Source organism: Marinicauda pacifica (assembly GCF_004793635.1).
Lineage (GTDB): Bacteria > Pseudomonadota > Alphaproteobacteria > Caulobacterales > Maricaulaceae > Marinicauda > Marinicauda pacifica.
In genome coordinates this window covers 1-300 of record NZ_SRXV01000129.1, presented here as the reverse complement: position 1 = coordinate 300, position 300 = coordinate 1, and the positions used below count along the sequence as shown (strand labels likewise).

The following is a 300-nucleotide window of genomic DNA, read 5'->3' as shown; positions in this document are numbered from 1 at the left end:
AATGACTTCGGTATCGGTCTGACTATGGAAGGTCGCCCCGGCCTTGGGCGTCGCCTCCCGCAAACTGCGATAGTTTTCGATGATGCCGTTATGCACAACGTGGACGCGTCCGGCCGTGTGCGGATGCGCGTTGGCCTCGGTCGCGGGACCGTGGGTAGCCCAGCGTGTATGCGCGATGCCGCATGAGCCGGCCTCGCGCGAATTCCAGGCTGCTTTCAGCTCGTTGACCTTGCCGGCCACGCGGACCCGGATGATCCCGCCCTCGCCGTCTGTCACGCTGAGCCCGGCGGAATCGTAGTC

The 300-nt window shown here is 65.0% G+C and carries 1 pseudogene; it reads right to left on the bottom strand.

The annotated features are described in order from the left end of the window. A pseudogene (locus tag E5162_RS14675) lies at positions 1 to 300 on the bottom strand (glutamine--fructose-6-phosphate transaminase (isomerizing)); the annotation flags it as partial.